General features: G+C 61.0%; 16 protein-coding genes, 1 other RNA gene and 1 pseudogene. 8 read left to right on the top strand and 10 right to left on the bottom strand.

The genetic code is table 11. The features are described from left to right. The first annotated feature begins 181 nt into the window (after window positions 1-181). The 3 genes from HU749_RS10315 to ffs all read left to right on the top strand — a co-directional run bounded on the left by HU749_RS10315 (window position 182) and on the right by ffs (window position 2,882). Window positions 182-1,342 carry a zinc-binding metallopeptidase family protein gene (locus HU749_RS10315; RefSeq protein WP_095961976.1) on the top strand — a complete coding sequence of 387 codons (1,161 nt, stop codon included), beginning with the start codon at window positions 182-184 and terminating at the stop codon, window positions 1,340-1,342. Window positions 1,343-1,983: 641 nt separating this feature from the next. Further along, window positions 1,984-2,367 (top strand): SRPBCC family protein, encoded by a 384-nt coding sequence (locus HU749_RS10320; protein WP_186650294.1) that lies wholly within the window; start codon window positions 1,984-1,986, stop codon window positions 2,365-2,367. Between the two features lie 418 nt (window positions 2,368-2,785). Continuing rightward, window positions 2,786-2,882, top strand: an RNA gene (ffs, locus tag HU749_RS10325) — signal recognition particle sRNA small type. 181 nt (window positions 2,883-3,063) lie between these two features. Here the strand turns inward: ffs and HU749_RS10330 are convergent. Further along, the gene (locus tag HU749_RS10330; RefSeq protein WP_014339392.1) at window positions 3,064-3,378 is read right to left on the bottom strand and encodes a helix-turn-helix domain-containing protein; all 315 of its coding nucleotides are present in this window, start codon (window positions 3,376-3,378) and stop codon (window positions 3,064-3,066) included. Between the two features lie 338 nt (window positions 3,379-3,716). Between HU749_RS10330 and HU749_RS10335 the strand changes: the two genes are divergently transcribed. Next, the gene (locus HU749_RS10335) at window positions 3,717-5,465 is read left to right on the top strand and encodes a putative bifunctional diguanylate cyclase/phosphodiesterase (protein WP_079302143.1); all 1,749 of its coding nucleotides are present in this window, start codon (window positions 3,717-3,719) and stop codon (window positions 5,463-5,465) included. On the opposite strand, the pseudogene HU749_RS10340 reads toward HU749_RS10335, so the two are convergent. Next, window positions 5,411-6,180: pseudogene (locus HU749_RS10340) on the bottom strand (substrate-binding periplasmic protein). The gene HU749_RS10335 and the pseudogene HU749_RS10340 sit on opposite strands and share 55 nt — an antisense overlap. Before the next feature lie 143 nt (window positions 6,181-6,323). Here HU749_RS10340 and dnaX point away from each other — a divergent pair. The 4 genes from dnaX to recR all read left to right on the top strand — a co-directional run bounded on the left by dnaX (window position 6,324) and on the right by recR (window position 10,677). Next, window positions 6,324-8,399: a DNA polymerase III subunit gamma/tau gene (gene dnaX / locus HU749_RS10345; protein WP_014339390.1), complete on the top strand. Its 2,076-nt coding sequence runs from the start codon at window positions 6,324-6,326 to the stop codon at window positions 8,397-8,399. Between the two features lie 64 nt (window positions 8,400-8,463). Next, on the top strand, window positions 8,464-8,802 hold the full coding sequence (locus tag HU749_RS10350; protein ID WP_003183512.1) for a YbaB/EbfC family nucleoid-associated protein: 339 nt from the start codon (window positions 8,464-8,466) through the stop codon (window positions 8,800-8,802). A gap of 171 nt (window positions 8,803-8,973) precedes the next feature. Continuing rightward, window positions 8,974-10,008: an NADPH-dependent curcumin/dihydrocurcumin reductase gene (curA, locus tag HU749_RS10355; protein WP_079302140.1), complete on the top strand. Its 1,035-nt coding sequence runs from the start codon at window positions 8,974-8,976 to the stop codon at window positions 10,006-10,008. A gap of 66 nt (window positions 10,009-10,074) precedes the next feature. After that, window positions 10,075-10,677: a recombination mediator RecR gene (recR, locus tag HU749_RS10360; protein WP_003199585.1), complete on the top strand. Its 603-nt coding sequence runs from the start codon at window positions 10,075-10,077 to the stop codon at window positions 10,675-10,677. Between the two features lie 127 nt (window positions 10,678-10,804). Here recR and HU749_RS10365 read toward each other — a convergent pair whose 3' ends face one another. From HU749_RS10365 to ccoG, 8 genes are all read right to left on the bottom strand, one after another. Then, entirely contained in the window at window positions 10,805-11,353 is a 549-nt protein-coding gene (locus HU749_RS10365) for an adenine phosphoribosyltransferase (protein WP_046065271.1), read from the bottom strand. 76 nt (window positions 11,354-11,429) lie between these two features. Beyond that, on the bottom strand, window positions 11,430-12,164 hold the full coding sequence (gene fnr / locus HU749_RS10370; RefSeq protein WP_079302138.1) for a fumarate/nitrate reduction transcriptional regulator Fnr: 735 nt from the start codon (window positions 12,162-12,164) through the stop codon (window positions 11,430-11,432). Between the two features lie 94 nt (window positions 12,165-12,258). Continuing rightward, entirely contained in the window at window positions 12,259-13,641 is a 1,383-nt protein-coding gene (hemN, locus tag HU749_RS10375; RefSeq protein ID WP_095961973.1) for an oxygen-independent coproporphyrinogen III oxidase, read from the bottom strand. A 194-nt stretch (window positions 13,642-13,835) separates the two neighbouring features. Next, complete coding sequence (locus tag HU749_RS10380) at window positions 13,836-14,519, bottom strand: sulfite exporter TauE/SafE family protein (protein ID WP_079302136.1); 684 nt, start codon at window positions 14,517-14,519, stop codon at window positions 13,836-13,838. Continuing rightward, the gene (gene ccoS, locus HU749_RS10385) at window positions 14,512-14,730 is read right to left on the bottom strand and encodes a cbb3-type cytochrome oxidase assembly protein CcoS (protein ID WP_003183505.1); all 219 of its coding nucleotides are present in this window, start codon (window positions 14,728-14,730) and stop codon (window positions 14,512-14,514) included. The genes HU749_RS10380 and ccoS overlap by 8 nt, the downstream gene beginning before the upstream one ends. A 24-nt stretch (window positions 14,731-14,754) precedes the next feature. Next, window positions 14,755-17,205 carry a heavy metal translocating P-type ATPase gene (locus HU749_RS10390; protein WP_186650296.1) on the bottom strand — a complete coding sequence of 817 codons (2,451 nt, stop codon included), beginning with the start codon at window positions 17,203-17,205 and terminating at the stop codon, window positions 14,755-14,757. A 159-nt stretch (window positions 17,206-17,364) separates the two neighbouring features. Continuing rightward, window positions 17,365-17,904 (bottom strand): FixH family protein, encoded by a 540-nt coding sequence (locus HU749_RS10395; protein WP_186650298.1) that lies wholly within the window; start codon window positions 17,902-17,904, stop codon window positions 17,365-17,367. Between the two features lie 11 nt (window positions 17,905-17,915). Beyond that, a complete protein-coding gene (ccoG, locus tag HU749_RS10400) occupies window positions 17,916-19,331 on the bottom strand; it encodes a cytochrome c oxidase accessory protein CcoG (protein ID WP_046065276.1) in 1,416 nt (471 codons plus the stop codon). Window positions 19,332-19,634 lie beyond the last annotated feature (303 nt).

Genomic DNA, 19,634 nt, shown 5'->3' on the forward strand with positions numbered 1-19,634 from the left:
AGCCGTCGTAAAACCGGATAACGCGTCCGTCTGAAGGCGTGCGTCGTCCCGATTGGGATGGCGCACGCCACCCAGCGGGAGCAAGCTCCCTCGCCACGGTCTATGGCGCTATGACGCAACGCGTTGGAACGATCATGAACGTAAGGTGATCTAGTCTTGCAGGCTCCAGGGAGAGATCGCCATGTACCGCTTCTTCGAACAACTGAGCTCACGCATCGCCGCGCCATTCATGGGCGACCGTTCACGCAACAGCAAGGTCTGGCCGTGCCGCTGTGGCCAGTCGTTGTTTTTTCGCAATAGCCAGTGCCTGGCCTGCCTGGCGGCGCTGGGTTATCAACCTGAGCAGAGTCGCCTGACGTCCTTGCAACCTGGCGAGCAAGCCGGGACCTGGACGCTGGACGCCGATCCCCAGGCCGGGCTGTTCCGCCGTTGCGCCAACCTGGACACCGCGGCGGCCTGCAATTGGCTGCTGCCGGACAATGGGCGCGATACCCTGTGCGTCGCCTGTAGTCTGAACCGCACCATTCCCGACCTGTCGATCCCGGAGAACCCTGAACGCTGGCGCAAGGTCGAGACCGCCAAGCGCCGACTGGTCGCGCAGTTGATTACTTTCGGCTTGCCGGTCATTCCGAAAACCGTCGACGAAAATACCGGCTTGGCGTTTGATTTCATCGGTGTCGATCCCGATGGCAAATCGCCGATGACCGGCCATGCCAGCGGGCTGATCACCCTCGATATCAAGGAAGCTGACGATGCCCATCGTGAATCCGTGCGCCAGCAGATGCGCGAGCCGTATCGCACCTTGCTCGGGCATTTTCGTCATGAGGTGGGGCACTATTACTGGGACCGGCTGATCGCCAACAGCCAGTGGCTCGAAGCCTTTCGCGAGCTGTTCGGTGATGAGCGCGCCAGCTACACCGAAGCCCTGGAGCGGCACTACCAGCAAGGCGCGCCGCAGGACTGGCAAACCCGCTACGTCAGCGCCTATGCCACCATGCACCCGTGGGAAGACTGGGCGGAAACCTGGGCCCATTACCTGCACATGATGGATGCGGTCGACACCGCCCTGGGCTTCGGTATGAGCGCTCGGGAAATGGATTTCGACTACCAGCCGTTTCCGCCCGAAACCCTATACGATTCCGAGCACGCTGGCGGTGCGGCCTTCCTCTCGTTCGTCAACGCCTGGATCGAACTGGCCGGCATGCTCAACGAACTGTCCCGCAGCATGGGCCAGCCGGATTTCTACCCGTTCGTCGTACCGGCTGCCGTTATTACCAAGCTGCATTTCATCCATCTGGTGATTCAGGAAGAGGGCGGTCGGGCGGATGAGGTACTGTTGTAGCATTTTGATAAAACGTCGGGTGATGCTGAATTAATACTATCTGTTCTGATAGTTCCATTCACTCAAATTTCTTCCTACTCTAAAACAGCCATGAATGAACGCTCTATTTTGTAGGGGGAAATACTGTGAAGACCGATAATGCGGATAAGTCGGTGGTCATTCCCAATGAGCCTCGAAACCTTTCTCAGGTTGGACAGACCAAATACTCGATTATATTATTTTGGCAAATCTCGGATAATGTCGAGCCCCATCAGGTCGCCGGGCATACGTTCAGGGTGACTAAGGTGGAGGGTGGACAGTCGCTACCTGTTCCTGGAACCCAAGTGCAGCCTGACGAGCGCGGCTGGTACCGGCATGAAATAGGCGTCGATGGGAGCACACAACCGGTTCTTTACAATGTTCAAGTTCGGGCTATGGCCCTCAATGCCGAACATGGGCCATTCTGTCCGGTGTTGATCTGTAGCACCTCGGCATCATGAGTGTTAACAGATTGTAAAGACTACATTAAGTTTTTTGGTCTGGTCGTATTGTTCAATACAGTGTTGGCGACATGACTGTATTGGGGGGGGCTCAAGGTTAAGTGATACCATTTGTTTTGATTGTGCCTGTCATTCATATTTTCCTTTAGCATGAAAACCGCCATGGATGATGGCGTTTTTGTTATGGACGATACGATGAAAAATCATGAGATGGATATAACAGCGATAGTGCCTAATGCGCCACGGAGGCTTTCCCAGGCCGGGCAAAGCCGATACACGGTCATATTGGCCTGGCAGATCCCGGATAATATCCGCCCCGACCAGATTGCCGCGCACACCTTCAGGGTGACGGCCGTGGCAGGTGGGCAGGGGCAGTTTGTCCCTGCAACCAGGGTGCAGCCGGATCACCGTGGCTGGTATCGACATGAGATCGGTGTCAGTGGGGCAACCCAGCCGGTTTATTTCAATGTTCAAGTTCGGGCTCAAGCCGTAAATGGCCAATATGGACCGTTCTGTCCGGTGGTGGTTTGTAATACTTCGTCGTGATTGGAGGGTGGGCAAGCAATAATCTAGGCAAAACTAAAAGTGTGTAATCAGTTATGAGTGCTTAGTGCAAGCCTTCAATCTATTAGAAGTTCACTCCATGCAGGCAAGCACATTCCCACACGGGTTCTCGGATGTTCACGGATCCAGCCTCCACCCCGATCCCCTGTGGGAGCGAGCTTGCTCGCGATAGCGGCAGGCCAGCTTGCATCAATGTTGAATGTACCGACGCCTTCGCGAGCAACTCGCTCCCACCCAGGCATTCGGATGTCCGCAGAATTGACGCCCACCCCCGATCCCCCTGTGGGAGCAAGTGCTTGAACACCTTCATTTTTTTAATCCGGCACGAACGGTTGTAACTTCTTGCCAGATAGGTACAATGGCGCGGCTCGCCGTCAGGCGGGCATCGTTATGGTGACCCCATCGGTCCCCCCGCAACGATTACCCGTGAACCTGGTCAGATCCGGAAGGAAGCAGCCACAGCGGGAACATTGTGTGCCGGGGTGTGGCTGGTGGGGTTGCCTCCATAACGCCCAAGCCTTCGTTCGCAAGGTTTGCCAAATCCATAATTTTTTTGTTCTGTTGATCGATATCGATCGGTGCTTTCTGCTGTTCAGGCTTTAGCCGGATAGGGCAGGCGAATGCCAAAGAGAATCCCAGTCGTCTCGCATCGACAGACCAGGTTTCTCTTTTACTGCATCAAGGCTTGGACAAGGCCTGGTCGACCGCTGCGATCAGCTTTCCCAGGTCCTTGGAGGGGGCTTTGTGTATGACACCGAACAGATACGCCCGCTGTTCGTCCTCATCGCCCATGTCGGCAAAAAAGGCTTTGAGTTGTACATCCAGCACATTGGCAAGCAGGAACAAGGCTTCGACGCTGGGGGTGTAGGTGCCGGTTTCGAAGCGGCTGATGGTTTTGGGGTCAAAACCGGTTTTTTCGCCAAGTTCAGCCTGAGTAAGCCCCGCTACTTTGCGGTAGCGTCTGATGGCTGGACCCAAACTTGAAATTTGCATCGCTTAATTCCCATTTAGAATCAAGAACTTAACGATAGATTTTCGCATTAGGCAACCGCGTGATCCATCACCTTGCTTTGCAAAATGTGATGTCTTTCGTAGAATCGGCCTTTGGCACGGGTATTTGGTGACCTGCTTCAGAAACCGGGGTGTGTGCAGAGACCGGGCCTTGCGTTTCTTGCCGCGATACAAGGCAAGGGTTGAAGCCCTCCCTTGGCACCACCAGGGCCCGCGCTCCAGCTGTTCTCAAAGTGTTTGAGCCTAGTTGATTTTCGCCTGTATTGGAGGCGGTGCAACCGCGCGCGACAAATGAGCCTGACTCATGGATGACTGCTTCGATGGATAAGAAGTACCGCAGAGCCGTTGACGCCGCCGCGATTTTTTCCGAAACCGATCTGAGCGGGCGCATCACCTACGTCAACGATCAATTTTGCAGCCTTTTTGGTTACCGGCGCGATGAGTTGCTGGGCGTGAACCATCGCCTGCTCAATTCTGGCGAGCACCCTGAAGAGTTCTTCAGCGCCATGTGGCGCACCATTGCCGTGGGCCAGGTCTGGAAAGGGGAAATCTGCAACCGGGCCAAGGACGGTACGTTGCACTGGGTCGACACCACCCTGGTGCCGGTGATCGATGACGAGACAGGGCACATCGAACGCTACCTGGCGATTCGCTTCGACGTCAGCGAAAAGCGTCGCCTGCTGCATTCGCTGCAATGGCGGGTCGGTCACGATGTGCTGACCGGACTGCCCAACCGCACTTATCTGTCCGATCTGCTGGACCAGGCCCTGGCGTTTTCCCGTGCGGAAAACTTGCCCCTGGCAGTGTGCATGCTCGACCTCGATGGCTTCAAGGCCGTCAACGACGGTTATGGCCATGCCAGCGGTGATCGGCTGTTGGTGGAGGTCGCCAGGCGCCTGCGCAGCATTGTGCGTGGCGAGGACGTGGTGGCGCGGCTGGGTGGGGACGAGTTCGTGCTGGTGCTGCGCCATGTGCGTGGGATGGATGAGTTGCATGCCGCGTTGAACCGGGTGTTGATCGCCGTTTCCATGCCGTATGGTATTGATGGCAAGGACATCAAGGTCTTCGCCAGCATTGGCGTCACGCTGTTTCCGTGGGACAACGAAGACGCCGAGACCTTGTTGCGCCACGCCGACCAGGCGATGTACGTGGCCAAGCAGAGCGGGCGCAACCGTTTCCACTTGTTCGATGTGTCCCGGGACAAGGAAGTGCGAGCCACTTACCAGACCGTCGAGCGGGTCCGCCAGGCTCTGGCCGGTAACGAGTTGCGGCTGCATTTCCAGCCCAAGGTCAATATGCGTCATGGCACCGTGGTCGGCCTGGAGGCGCTGCTGCGCTGGAAACATCCGCAACGTGGCCTGGTGCCGCCGAGGGAGTTCCTGCCGTTGGTGGAAGAGACCGACCTGATCGTCGAGATCGGCGAGTGGGTCATGGAACAGGTATTGACCCAGTTGCAGCAATGGCAGCAAACGGGGCAGGGCTGGCCGGTGAGTATCAATATCTCGGCGCGGCATTTTCAGCGGGCGGACTTTGTCGAGCGGCTGAGACAGGTGTTGGAAAGGCATCCGGCGGTACCGCCACGCCTGTTGGATCTGCAGATTGTCGAATCCGTCGCGGTGGAAAACCTTGCTCACGTCAGCGCCTGCCTCCAGGCCTGCCAGGCCTTGGGCGTGGGGTTTTCGCTGGGTGGTTTCGGCACTGGCTACTGCTCACTCAACGACCTCAAGCACCTGCGCACGCAAACCATCAAGATCGACAAGACCTTTGTCCGCGACATTCTCCATGATCGCGACGACCTGGCACTGACCGAAGCGGTGATCGGCCTGGCCCGGGCGTTTGGCCGCGAGGTGGTCGCCGAAGGGTTGGACAGCCTTGAGCACGGCCAACTGCTGCTGCGCCTGGGCTGCGAGGTGGCACAGGGTTATTTCATCGCCCGACCCATGCCGCCCGAACAGATACCTGGCTGGGTGCAGGGGTTCATCCCGCCGTCGCAATGGCAGCAGCGGCCAGGCGATCAGGGGGAGAGTGCCTCGCTCCTGGCCCGCGATGCTTCGCTGCGGCCAGTGTAGAGCTGGATGATCGCGTCGATCTCCCCTGACGTTTTCATGTTCAGCAAGGTCCTCAGGATGCGTTGTGCTGGAATGTTCGGATCGTTGCGCACATAACAGCTCAACTGCTGTTCCTGAAGCACTGCCACTTCATGAAGTTGTCGATCAGCGGTATGGCGTTGATTGAACCAGTCCAGCGCCCACTGGTTACTGATCCCGTAGCGATATCGCCCGGCCAGCAGTTTCGCCAGCACTTGTTCCTGGCTGCGGGCATCGTCGCGGTGCAGTTGTCCGCGGTTGAACAAGGGCTGCAAGGTCGGGTAGCTATAGCCGAGTACCGTGCCGATGGGCTGTTCCGGCAACGTGGCGAGAGTGACCGTCGCAGGGGCGCTTGCCGTGGCGACGATCAGGTCGCGTTGGAAAAACAACGGGATGCTCCACAGATAATCGCCACTGTCCTTTACCCAGTCGGGGCTGACATAACAACGCATGTCGATCTCGCCGTGCTTCATGGCACCGTCGAGCCGGGCGCGGGACAGGACGTGGAATTGCGCCGGCAGTCCCACCTGGGTCGCCAGGCTGGTCATGATATCGGGAAGGATGCCCTGGGTCGGGCGACCTCGTTCGATCTGCACCATGGGCATCGCCCAGCCGTCGGTAACGGCAAAACGCAAAGGTACTTCATCAGCAAACAACTTGTACCCAACAACAGCAAAGCCCCCATGGCTGAGCGCATAAACTCTCCTGACTGTGCAAAACCGCGTCGACAACCGAGTCCCTGATCCAATCTTAGTCAGATTAGACGAGCACACCGGATGCAATTTCGCCCCTGCTCCGCTAGCATTAGCCGCTTATGTTCCTTCGATGCGACGGTTTTCGATGAGTTATCAGGTTCTTGCACGTAAATGGCGTCCGCGCTCGTTCCGCGAAATGGTCGGCCAGACCCATGTGCTCAAGGCCCTGATCAATGCCTTGGACAGCCAGCGGCTGCACCATGCTTACCTGTTCACCGGCACCCGCGGCGTGGGCAAGACCACCATCGCGCGAATCATTGCCAAGTGCCTGAACTGTGAAACCGGCATCACCTCCACGCCTTGCGGCGAGTGCTCGGTCTGCCGGGAAATCGACGAGGGCCGTTTCGTCGACCTGATCGAGATCGACGCCGCCAGTCGCACAAAGGTCGAAGACACCCGCGAGCTGCTCGACAACGTGCAGTACGCGCCGAGCCGTGGGCGCTTCAAGGTCTACCTGATCGACGAAGTGCACATGCTCTCCAGCCATTCCTTCAATGCGCTGCTCAAGACCCTTGAGGAGCCGCCGCCCTACGTCAAGTTCATCCTGGCGACCACCGACCCGCAGAAACTTCCCGCAACGATTTTGTCGCGGTGCCTGCAGTTCTCCCTCAAGAACATGACGCCGGAACGGGTCGTCGAGCACCTGACGCATGTACTGGGCGTCGAGAACGTGCCCTTCGAGGACGATGCGCTGTGGCTGTTGGGCCGCGCCGCCGATGGTTCGATGCGCGACGCCATGAGCCTGACCGACCAGGCCATCGCGTTCGGTGAAGGCAAGGTCATGGCTGCCGACGTCCGGGCCATGCTTGGCACCCTCGATCATGGCCAGGTCTATGACGTCTTGCATGCGCTGATCGAAGGCGATGCGAAGGCGCTGCTCGAAGCGGTGCGTCACCTGGCCGAGCAGGGCCCGGACTGGAATGGCGTGCTCTCGGAAATCCTTAACGTGCTGCACCGGGTCGCCATCGCCCAGGCCTTGCCTGATGGCGTCGACAACGGTCATGGCGACCGTGATCGCGTATTGGCCCTGGCCCAGGCGCTGCCGGCCGAAGACGTGCAGTTTTATTATCAGATGGGCCTGATCGGCCGTCGCGACCTGCCCCTGGCACCGGATCCGCGCGGCGGCTTCGAAATGGTCCTGCTGCGAATGCTGGCGTTCCGGCCAGCCGATACGACGGACGTCCCGAGGCAAGCGCTAAAGCCAGTGGGGATCAGCCAGGCCACAGCTGATTCCGCCAAGCCAGTGGCTGCCGCGCCCGTCGTTGCGCCGGCAGTGGCTTCGGCTCCGGTAGCGCCGGCACCTGTGGCAGCACCGGCCCCGACACCTGTTGTCGCGGCCCCTGAGCCAGAACCTGAACCTGTCGTCGAGGCGCTGCCCGAACCGGTCGTCGAAGCCGTTGTCGACCTGCCCTGGAACGATCCGATCGAGCCCGAGGTTGTCCAGCAACCTGCCGTGGAGCCGGTCCTGGAGACCATCGCCGAGCAGCCTGAGTTGCCGCCGATGCCTTTGCCGACGCCTGACAGCGTGGTACTCGATGCACCGGAGTGGGTCGCCGCGCCGGTGCCTGAGCCGACGGTGGCCGACGTCGACGTCGCCACGCCGGGTATCGACCAGGACGACGAGCCACCGCTGGACGAGGATTACATCGAGCCGGACATGGATTCGGCCTACAGCTACCTGGACGACCTGGCCAGCGAGCACGCCGCTGAGCCGGCCCCGGAGCCCGAGCCGGAACCGGCGGCGATGCCAGCCACCGGGCTGGCCCTGCAATGGCTGGAACTGTTTCCTAAACTGCCGATCAGCGGCATGACCGGCAGCATCGCCGCCAACTGCACGTTGATGGCCGTGGAAGGTGACCATTGGCTGCTGCACCTGGACCCGGCCCACAGCGCACTGTTCAACGCGACCCAGCAACGTCGCCTCAACGATGCGCTGAACCAGTATCACCAGCGCACCCTGACGCTGACCATCGAGCTGATCAAGCCCGAGCAGGAGACCCCGGCCCAGGCCGCGTCCCGACGCCGTGCAGACCGTCAGCGCGAAGCCGAGGAGTCGATCCACGGTGATCCATTCATCCAGCAGATGATGCAACAGTTCGGCGCCGTGGTCCGTCACGATACTATCGAACCTGTCGAGGCCCCGGTCACCCAGGGCTCATAACTGAAGGCGCCGGGCCGAACGGGCCGGGCGCGTTGTTTATCCAAGTACTTTCGAGGTGATTCCCATGATGAAAGGTGGCATGGCCGGCCTGATGAAGCAGGCGCAGCAGATGCAGGAAAAAATGGCCAAGATGCAGGAAGAACTGGCCAACGCCGAAGTCACCGGCAAGTCCGGCGGCGACATGGTGACCGTGGTCATGACCGGTCGCCACGACATCAAGCGCGTCAGCATCGACCCAAGCGTGGTCGAAGGCCTGAGCGAAGACGACAAGGAAATGCTCGAAGCCCTGTTCGCCGCCGCCGTCAATGACGCGGTGCGCAAGATCGAAGCCAACAGCCAGGACAAGATGTCCGGCATGACGGCCGGCATGCAACTGCCACCGGGCATGAAACTGCCGTTCTGATTCGCCATCCCGGTCGGGATGGGCTACACACAATGCCAGGCATCGCGCCTGGCATTTTTGTTTCTGGTCCAGATACTTCGGTGGATGTCAGGCCGCTATCGTCGGAACGCCGCCCCCTCGGCAATGGTCTGCTCCCTATACGTGCCACTCAACGATCAAGGAGACGCTTCCATGTCACAAGCATCGACCTCCAACCAGCGCATCGTCCTTGCCTCCCGACCCCACGGCGCCCCGACCCCGGAGAATTTCCGCCTGGAGCACGTGACACTGCCGGATCTGGCGGAGGGACAAATTCTGCTCAAGACACTGTTCCTGTCCCTGGACCCCTACATGCGCGGGCGAATGAGTGACGCGCCTTCCTACGCTGCTCCGGTAAAACTCGACGAGGTGATGACTGGCGGCGCCGTCAGCCGCGTGGAACGCTCGATGCACCCGAAATTCCAGGAGGGTGATCTGGTGGTGGGGGCCACCGGTTGGCAGAGCCACAGCATCAGCGACGGGCGCAACGTGATGCCCATCCCCTCGGGGCTGCCCAGCCCGTCGATGGCCTTGGGTGTGCTGGGCATGCCAGGTATGACCGCTTACATGGGGCTGATGGACATTGGCCAGCCCAAGGCCGGGGAAACCCTGGTGGTCGCGGCCGCTTCGGGTGCGGTGGGCTCGGTGGTCGGCCAGGTGGCGAAGATCAAGGGCCTGCGTGTCGTCGGCGTCGCGGGTGGCAGCGAGAAATGCAAGTACGTGGTCGACGAGCTGGGGTTTGACGTCTGTGTCGATCACAAGAGCGCGCGTTTTGCCGAGGAACTGGCGCGGGCCTGCGACAAGGGCATCGACATCTATTACGAAAACGTCGGTGGCAAGGTTTTCGATGCCGTCGTGCCGCTGCTCAACGCCAAGGCGCGGATCCCGCTCTGTGGCCTGATCGCTTCCTACAACGATCATCAAGCGCCGAGCGGCCCGGATCGCTTGCCGCAGTTGCAGCGCACTTTGCTCAACAAGCGTGTGCGGATCCAGGGGTTTATTGTGTTTGATGACTACGGTGACCGTCAGCCGGAGTTCATCAGCGCCATGGCCCCTTGGGTGCGCGATGGCAAGGTCAAGTTCCGTGAAGACGTGATCAATGGCCTTGAGAATGCGCCACAGGCGTTTATCGGCCTGTTGGAAGGGCGCAACTTCGGCAAGTTGGTGGTGCGGGTCGCGCAGGATTGAGTATTTGACGCTAATCGGAGGCGCGGGTATAAACCGCGTCTCGTTGTTATGTCGGACATTTCCTCCATGAGCTTCAGCCCTTTGATTCGCCAACTGATCGATGCCCTGCGAACGTTGCCGGGTGTAGGTCAGAAAACTGCCCAGCGCATGGCGTTGCAATTGCTCGAGCGTGATCGCAGCGGCGGTTCGCGCCTGGCCCAGGCCTTGAGCCAGGCCATGGAAGGCGTAGGGCATTGCCGTTTATGTCGCACTCTCACCGAAGACGACCTCTGCCCGCAATGCGCCGACCCGCGTCGAGACGACAGCCTGCTCTGCGTGGTGGAAGGGCCGATGGATGTGTATGCGGTGGAGCAGACCGGCTTTCGTGGCCGTTATTTCGTGCTCAAGGGCCACTTGTCACCGCTCGACGGCTTGGGGCCTGAAGCCATCGGCATTCCACAGTTGATCGCGCGGATCGAAGAAGCGGGTACCTTCACGGAAGTCATCCTTGCTACGAACCCGACGGTCGAAGGCGAAGCCACCGCCCATTACATTGCTCAATTGCTCAACAACAAAGGCCTGATCGCCTCGCGCATCGCCCACGGCGTGCCGCTGGGTGGGGAGCTTGAGTTGGTGGATGGCGGGACGCTGGCGCATTCGTTTGCGGGGCGCAAGCCGATCGCCTTATAACAGCAGCAAAAATCCCTGTGGGAGCGAGCTTGCTCGCGATGGAGGTAGATCAGCCGATATCTATTCTGGCTGACACACCGCTATCGCGAGCAAGCTCGCTCCCACAGGGGTATTCACGGCTTGATGACTATTTTTCGCTGAGCGAGAACTGCGTCAGGCAGAACGTCGGTATTCCCATGTCTTCCAGGCGCTGGGAGCCGAGCAGCTCCGGCAGGTCAATGATCGCCGCGGCTTCATGGACCTTGGCGCCCATGCGGCGGATCAGGTTGGCAGCGGCGATCAGCGTGCCGCCAGTGGCGATCAGGTCATCGAACATCACCACCGAATCACCCTCGCACAAGCTATCGGCGTGCACTTCAAGGAAGGCTTCGCCGTATTCGGTCTGGTAACCCTCGGCCAGCACATCGGCCGGCAGCTTGCCTTGTTTGCGGAACAAGATCAGCGGCTTGTTCAACTGATAGGCCAGGATCGAGCCGATCAGGAAACCCCGCGCATCCATCGCGCCGATGTGAGTGAAGTCGGCCTCGACATAGCGGTGGGCGAAACTGTCCATGACCAGTCGCAGGGCAGTTGGGGATTGGAAGAGCGGGGTAATGTCGCGAAAGATCACGCCGGGCTTGGGGAAGTCGATCACGGGGCGGATCAGGGATTTGATGTCGAAGGAGTCAAAGACCATCGTGGAAGTGTCCTGGCAGGGCTGCAAACGCGGCAGTATAGCGCGGCTGGGAACGTCCCTCAGCCGCGCTGGCTCATCAGCCGTCGATCGAGCCGCCGGCCAGGGCGCAGAGCTGGATCGGGTCGAGAATGTGAATTTCCTTGCCTTCGGCGGCAATCAACTCGTTCTGCTGGAAGCGGGTGAAGACCCTGGACACGGTTTCCACCGCCAGGCCCAGGTAATTGCCGATTTCGTTGCGCGACATGCTCAGGCGGAACTGGTTGGCCGAGAACCCGCGGGCGCGGAAGCGTGCCGAGAGGTTGACCAGGAACGTGGCGATACGCTCGTCGGCGGTTTTTTTCGAAAGCAGCAGCATCATTTGCTGATCGTCACGAATTTCCCGGCTCATGACCCGCATCAACTGGCGGCGCAGTTGCGGCAGCTGTATGGACAACTCGTCCAGGCGATCGAAGGGAATTTCGCACACCGAGGTGGTTTCCAGCGCCTGGGCCGAGACCGGGTGGGACTCGGTGTCCATGCCGGACAGGCCCACCAGTTCGCTGGGCAGGTGGAAGCCGGTGAGCTGTTCTTCGCCGCCGTCGCTCAGGTTGAAGGTCTTCAAGGCACCCGAGCGCACCGCATAGACCGAATCGAAGGTATCGCCCTGGCGAAACAGGAATTCACCTTTTTTCAACGGGCGGCCCCGTTTAACGATGTCGTCCAGCGCGTCCATGTCCTCCAGGTTCAGCGAAAGTGGCAGGCAGAGGGGGGCCAGGCTGCAATCCTTGCAATGGGCCTGGTTGTGGGCGCGCAGTTTGACTGGCTCGGACATTTCTTAAATCCTTGTGGGAAATCACGCATAAGGCGTAAGGGTACCCCAGAGCAGACAGTCCGGCCAGCGTGGTTTCGTCGTCAAATTGTCGCGCTCAGATGACTCGGGAGAAGCGTTGGCGATTGTGCTGGTCCAGATAGGCATCGAACACCATGCACACCGATCGCACCAGCAGGCGCCCGGCGGGCAATACCCGGATGTGGGTGTTATCCAGCTCGATCAGCCCATCCGCGGCCATGGCCTGCAATTGCGGCCACTGCGGCGCGAAGTAACCGCGAAAATCGATGTTGAAGGTTTGCTCGATCTCGGCGAAAGGCAGGTGGAAATGACAGATCAACTGCTGGATCACCGCGCGCCGAAGCCGGTCGTCAGCGTTGCAGATCAGCCCGCGACTGGTCGCCAGTTGCCCGTCGGCGAGGGTGTTCTGGTAATGGTTCAGGTCACTGCTGTTCTGGCAGTACAAATCGCCGATCTGGCTGATGGCTGACACGCCAAGGCCGATCAGGTCGCAATGGCCATGGGTGGTGTAGCCCTGGAAATTGCGCTGCAATGTGGCCTCTTCCTGGGCAATTGCCAGTTCGTCGTCGGGCAGGGCGAAGTGGTCCATGCCGACATAGCGGTAACCGGCGGCGGTCAGTTGTTCGATGGTGCCTTGCAGCATCGCCAGTTTCTGCTCCGGGTTCGGCAAGTCCTGGCTGTTGATGCGCCGCTGGGGCATGAAGCGTTCCGGCAGGTGGGCGTAGTTGAACACCGAGAGCCGGTCCGGTTGCAGGTGGATGACTTCCTGGACGGTGCGGGCGAAGTTTTCCGGGGTCTGCTTAGGCAGCCCGTAGATCAGGTCGATGTTGATCGAACGGAATTGCAAGGTCCGGGCGGCTTCGACCACGGCACGGGTTTCTTCCAGGCTTTGCAGGCGATTGACGGCTCGCTGCACCGCCGGGTCAAGGTCTTGCAGGCCGATACTGACCCGGTTGAAACCCAGTTCGCGCAACAGGCCCATGGTCGACCAGTCGGCTTCCCTGGGGTCGATTTCGATGCCGTAGTCGCCGGAATCGTCGTCCAGCAGGTTCAAGTGCTGGCGCAGCTTGGCCATCAGTTGGCGCAGTTCGTCGTGGCTGAGGAACGTCGGGGTGCCGCCGCCAAAGTGCAACTGTTCTACGCGCTGGGCGGGGTCCAGGTGGCAGCCGATCAACTGGATTTCCTGCTCCAGGCGTTGCAGGTAGGCGTGGGCGCGGCCGCGGTCCTTGGTGATGACCTTGTTGCAGGCGCAGTAGTAGCAAATGTTCGCGCAGAACGGTATGTGCACGTACAGCGACAGCGGCCGCAGGGCCTTGCGGCTGTCGCGCAGGGCGTGGAGCAGGTCGAAGGTGCCCACCTGGCTGGCGAACTGCGCCGCAGTGGGGTACGAGGTGTAGCGTGGTCCCGCCAGGTCGTAACGGCGGATGAGATCTGAGTCCCAACAAATGGTGTCGAGCATGCGGGCATTCCCCGGATAGACTGGCATGGGGCGAGTCTAAGGGCGCGTGGGCGTGGCCGTTTTGATTTGCGTCAACGGGACATCGGTGTTGTCGATGCAGGCCTCATCGCGAGCAGGCTCGCTCCCACATGGAAGGTGTCCTGCAGCAAGTCTCCTGTGGGAGCGAGCTTGCTCGCGATTGGGGGGCAACTCGGTCAATGCCCCATGAGCCAATGTTGATGCGGCCCCGGCAGTGTCCATACGCCGAAAATAATCACCAGCAACCCACCGGCCACGCGCACGCTGCGTTTGCGCAGCAGGGCGGTGACGCGCTCGGCTGCCAGGCCGGTGGCGAGCAGCACCGGCCAGGTGCCCAGGCCGAAGGCGAGCATCAGCAGCGCGCTGTCCAGTGCATTGCCCTGACTGGCGGACCAGAGCAGGGTGCTGTAGACCAGGCCGCACGGCAGCCAGCCCCACAGCGCGCCGAGCAGCAAGGCCCGGGGCATGCTCGACACCGGCAGCAACCGGTTGGCGACGGGCTGGATGTGCCGCCACAAACCACGCCCCACGCTTTCGATGCGCGTCAGGCCGCTCCACCAGCCCGCCAGGTACAGGCCCATGGCAATCAACAGCAAGCCGGCCAGCACCCGCATGATCATCGCTGCCGGACTGTTGGACACGGCCCAGCCGGCCAGGCCGATCAGCAACCCGGCGGTGGCGTAGCTCAGGATCCGTCCCAGGTTGTACGCCAGCAGCAACCGAAAGCGGCGGCTGCGTTGTTCCTTGGGGATCGCCAGGGTCAGGGCGCCCATCAGGCCGCCGCACATGCCCAGGCAGTGGCCGCCGCCGAGCAGGCCAAGGATAACCGCCGAAACCAGCAGTGGCGCCAGATCAAGCATGGGGCGGAGCCTTATCGTCCGGCTTGCGGGCCTCGCCACTGGCTTCGTCCACCGCCGCCTTGTGGTTCGGGTCCTGGTCGTCGAACAGAATGCTGTGGGCCGGACCGTCGAGGTCGTCGTACTGGCCGCTGTCCACGGCCCAGAAGAAAATGTACACGGCGATGGCCACGATCAGCAGCGCGGCCGGGATCATCACGTAGAGAGCTGGCATGTCGGAACTCCATGCCCGCGCGGCTCAGGCCGGCAGCGGGCGGGTATCGGGCGTGGCGTCGAAAACCTGCGCCTTGGGCTGACGCGTCAGCCTCAGCGCATTCAACACCACGGTCAACGAACTGATGGACATGCCGACCGCCGCCCACACCGGCGTAATCCAGCCGAGGGCGGCGAACGGCAACATGAGGCCATTGTACAACCCTGCCCACACCAGGTTCTCAATGATCACCCGGCGGGTGCGTCGGGCCAGGCTGAAGGCGTGGATCAGGGCGTCGAGGCGGTTGGACAGCAGCACGGCGTCGGCGCTGGTCTTGGCCAGGTCGGTGGCCGAGCCCATGGCGACACTGATGTCCGCCGCCGCCAGCACGGGCACGTCGTTCACTCCGTCGCCGAGCATCAGCACCTTGCGGCCCTGTTGATGCAACTGTTGCAACACGGCCAGTTTGTCGTCCGGGCGCAGGCCGCCGCGGGCTTCATCGATGCCCAGCTCGGCGGCGACGCTGGCAACCATGGGTGAACTGTCACCCGACAACAGCAGCGTCCGCCAGCCCCGTGCCTTGCAGGCCGCCAGCAGTGCTGGGGCATCGACGCGCAAGCGGTCATCGAGGACGAACCAGGCCAGCGGCCCGATCTCATCGCCCAGCAACAGCCATTGCCCAGGCTGATCCGGCATCACCGGCACCGTCGCGCCACTGAGTTCGCAGACAAAACCGGGTTGGCCGATGCGCAGGCGCTGTTCCGCCACGAGGCCTTCCAGCCCCAGCCCCGGGGTGCTTTGTACCTGCTCGGCGGCCAGTGGTGCGCGGCCGAAGGCGCGGGCGATGGGGTGTTCGGAACGGTTTTCCAGGGCGGCGGCCAAGCCCAGGCATTGATCGCCGTCGAGGGCCGCCAATGGCCGAATGGCGCGCAACGCCAGGCGACCTTCGGTGAGGGTGCCGGTTTTGTCGAAAATCACCGTGTCGATCTGGTTCAGGCCTTCCAGCACATGGCCGCGCGTCAGCAGCAGGCCGAGCTTGTGCAAGGTGCCGGTGGCAGCGGTGAGGGCAGTTGGCGTGGCGAGGGACAACGCGCAAGGGCAGGTGGCGACCAACATCGCCAGGACAATCCAGAAGGCCCGCGAGGCCTCCAGTTGCCACCACAACAGGCCGATGGCCGCAGCCGCGACCAGGGAGAACAACAGGAACCATTGGGCAGCGCGATCGGCGATTTCCGCCAGTCGCGGCTTCTCGGCCTGGGCCCGTTCCAGCAGCCGCACAATGGCCGACAGCCGGGTGTCTTGCCCGAGCGCCAGCACCTCGACCGTCAAGGCCCCTTCGACGTTCAGCGTGCCGGCGGTGACCGCATCGCCCACTTGCCGAGGTTGGGGCAGGTATTCGCCGGTCAGCAGCGATTCGTCGATGCTGGACTGGCCATCGAGAATTTTGCCATCAGCCGGCAGGACCGCCCCGGGATGCACCAGCACCCGGTCACCGGTGCGCAATTCGCTGAGCAGGATGCGTTCACTCTGGCCGTTCTCCTCCAGGCGCAGGCACGAGGCCGGCAACAGATTGACCAGTTGGGCGGTGGCAGCAGCCGTGCGCTCCCGAGCCCGGCGTTCCAGGTAACGGCCGGCCAGCAGGAACAGGGCGAACATGCCCACGGCATCGAAATACAACTCGCCAACGCCGGTAATCGACGTCCAGATCCCGGCGACGTAAGCGCCGCCGATGGCCAGGGAGACTGAAACGTCCATGGTCAGGTGACGGGTGCGCAGGTCGCGCATAGCGCCTTTGAAGAACGGCGCGCAGCTATAGAACACGATGGGCGTGGTGAGAAACAGGGCAACCCAGCGCAGGATGGTGTGCATCTCCGGGCTCAGGTCGATGTTGAATTCCGGCCAGGTGGCCATGGTCGCCATCATCGCCTGGAACCACAACAGACCGGCCACACCCAATTGGCGCAGGGCCAGGCGGTTTTGTGCGGCGAGTTGTTCACAGGCCTGATCGGCCTGGTACGGGTGGGCGACGTAGCCGATCTGGCGCAATTCGGCGAGCAGCGCGCTCAGCGGCAGTTGGGCGTCGGCCCAGCGCACATGCAGGCGATGATTGGACAGGTTCAATCGCGCTTCGGCCACGGCGGGCAGGCTGCGTAATTGTTTTTCGATCAACCAGCCGCAGGCGGCGCAACTGATGCCTTCCATCAACAGTGTGGTTTCGGCCAGTTCGCCTTCATGGCGGACGAATGATTGCTGCACGTCAGGGCGATCGTACAGCGCCAGTTCATCGGTTAACTGGACGGGCAGGGATTCGGGGTTGGCCGACGCTTCGCTGCGATGCTGGTAATAACTTTCCAGGCCGCCGGCGACAATGGCCTCGGCCACCGCCTGGCAGCCCGGGCAGCACAACTCGCGGGTTTCACCGAGGACAACGGCGGTGAAGCGACTGCCAGGGGGGACGGGCAGGGCGCAGTGGTAGCAGGGCTGTGGAGTGGTCATGGGTATCGCATGAAGCCTTTTGTGGCGAGGGAGCTTGCTCCCGCTCGGCTGCGAAGCAGTCGTAATCTAAGAGCGCAATATGCCTGAAGGATCGCTGGATCAAAAAACAGGGCCGCTTCGCGACCCAGCGGGAGCAAGCTCCCTCGCCACTAAAGCGGCTTATTTTTTCAGGTCTTCAGCGCCTTGCAGCGGCTCATCGCCGAGCAGGATGTCCTGGTCGTGGTCGATCTGTTCTTCTTCGAACAGGCGCCAGGTCTTGTCGTTCTCCACCCCCAGCAATTCGACAAAGCGCCGGCCTTCGATCTTGTCCGTCAGCTGACCGACGTAGCGCCCCGGTTCGCTGTCGTTGCGGGTCAGGACGATCTTGCGGTCCTTCTCCGGCTGGGTCGGCGAGATCAGGCTCAGTTCCAGGGTCTGGGGCCGGCTGTTGCCGTTCAGGCGCAGGTTCACTTCGCCGGTAACGTCATCCAGTTGCACGTTGGCACGCAGTTGCAGGGTCTGGGCGAGCAATTCGCGCTCCAGCGAGCGGTTGATGCCCTTGCCGGCTTCGTAATAGTTGTCGTTGACCAGGTTATCCGGGTTCTTCACCGCAATGGTCACCATCGTCAGGCTCAGTGTCACCGAGCAGGTCAGGATCGCGATGATGATCCAGGGCCAGAGGTGCTTGTACCAAGGGCTGGTGGCGGTTGCTGCAGGCATGTTCAGTTCTCTCAACGAGTTTGTGGGCCGATGAACCGGCTCTTGGCTTCGACATGTACGCTTTCGTCATCGGCGTCCTTGAGGATGAAGGTCACCTCGTTGGTGCTCGATGGCAGTTGCTCCGGTGCGCTGGACAGTTCAACCGGCTGGCTGTAGATCTCGCCGGCCGCGACCTTGATTTCCCGCCGGCCTTGCAGCTTGAGGTCGGGCAGGCCGGCGGCTTCCAGGACGTACGTATGGTCGCGCTGGTCTTTGTTCATGATCTTCAGGCTGTAGACGTTCTCGATCCGGCCTTCGGCGTTTTCGCGGTAGAGCACGCGGTCCTTGCTGACGTCGAAACCCACCAGCGAGCGCATGAAGAACGCCGTCGCCAACAGGCTCATCATGGTCAGCAGCACCAAGGCATAACCGATCAGGCGCGGGCGCAGTTTATGGGTTTTCTGCCCCGAAAGGTTGTGTTCGGTGGTGTAGCTGATCAGGCCGCGTGGATAATCCATCTTGTCCATGATGTTGTCGCAGGCATCGATGCATGCCGCGCAGCCGATGCACTCGATCTGCAGGCCGTCACGGATATCGATACCGGTAGGGCAGACCTGGACGCACATGGTGCAGTCGATGCAATCCCCGAGGCCCAGGGCTTTGTAATCAACGCCCTTCTTGCGCGGGCCACGGCTTTCGCCACGACGCGGGTCGTAGGAAACGATCAGGGTGTCCTTGTCGAACATCACGCTCTGGAAGCGCGCGTAAGGGCACATATAGATGCACACCTGTTCACGCAGCCAGCCGGCATTGCCGTAGGTGGCGAGGGTGAAGAAGCCGATCCAGAAATACGACCAGCCATCGGCCTGGCCGGTAAAGAACTCGAACACCAGTTCGCGGATTGGCGTGAAGTAACCGACAAAGGTCACGCCGGTGACGAAGCCGATCAGCAGCCACAGGCTGTGCTTGGCGAACTTGCGCAGGAATTTGTTGGCGCCCATGGGGGCCTTGTCGAGCTTGATACGCTGGTTGCGGTCGCCTTCGGTGACTTTTTCGCACCACATGAAGATCCACGTCCACACGCTCTGGGGGCAGGTGTAGCCACACCACACTCGTCCGGCATAGACCGTGATGAAAAACAGGCCAAAGGCGGCAATGATCAACATCCCGGACAGCAGGATGAAATCCTGGGGCCAGAAGGTCGCGCCGAAAATGAAGAACTTGCGTTCCGGCAGGTTCCACCAGACGGCCTGATGGCCGCCCCAGTTCAGCCAGACCGTACCGAAATACAGCAGGAACAATAGCGCGCCGCCGACCATTCGCAGGTTGCGGAACAGGCCAGTGAAGGCGCGCGTGTAGATTTTTTCCCGAGAGGCATACAGGTCGACGCTTTTGTTCGCGTCCTTGGCAGGCGGAGTGACGTCATGTACCGGAATCTGGTTACTCATCAAATGCATCCCACGGCAGTGGAAAAGTGCCGGGGCCAGTACGTGCCGACCACGGTCAGAAAGGGTGTTGCGGTGGCGCAATGATACGCCTGTCGCTCTAGCCCAGGGGTGCGACCTTTGGTCGCGTTGGGGGTCTGCATAGAATGGTGTAGCGGATGTAACAAGTCATGACTCAGATCAATTGACTATAGACATTCTGTGGCGTTGGCGAGCTGAAGGGCACCTTGTGATGACTGCCGAATATGCATCAGCCAATCCACGGGTTGAGCACCGCCACGCCGATGTAGGCATGTTGCTACCGGG

The organism is Pseudomonas ogarae (genome assembly GCF_014268695.2).
Taxonomy (GTDB): domain Bacteria; phylum Pseudomonadota; class Gammaproteobacteria; order Pseudomonadales; family Pseudomonadaceae; genus Aquipseudomonas; species Aquipseudomonas kilonensis.